1 protein-coding gene is annotated in these 267 nt (G+C 43.1%); it reads right to left on the bottom strand.

Features of this window, described 5'->3' with window-relative positions:
• Positions 1 to 266 (bottom strand): transporter substrate-binding domain-containing protein (locus tag C1E99_RS09770; RefSeq protein WP_153060185.1); only part of this gene is annotated, 266 nt, incomplete at its 3' end.
• Position 267: the final 1 nt, after the last annotated feature.

The raw sequence follows: 267 nt of genomic DNA, 5'->3' as shown, positions 1-267 counted from the left end.
ATAGTTGTACCTGCCATCAGGGCGTCCGCAGATCCAGCCTGTACAGCGTTGACAGCTGCATCAAATCCTGGGAAGCTTTGATTCATGGTCCAACCTGAGCGCTTGGCTACTTCGTTGATGATGTCAACATCTAATCCTTTATAAATTTGATCTGAGTCTTTAAACTCGAATGGGGCGTAAGCATTGTCAAATACGACATCAATAGTATCGTCAGCTTTAACGCCAGTAAAAATAAAGAATACTGGCAGAATGCTTGCCAATAACATG

This window comes from Streptococcus suis (genome assembly GCF_002964045.1).
In the GTDB taxonomy this organism is placed as follows: Bacteria; Bacillota; Bacilli; order Lactobacillales; family Streptococcaceae; genus Streptococcus; species Streptococcus suis_U.
Note: the sequence above shows the minus strand (reverse complement) of the source record. Positions and strands in the feature narration are given on the sequence as shown.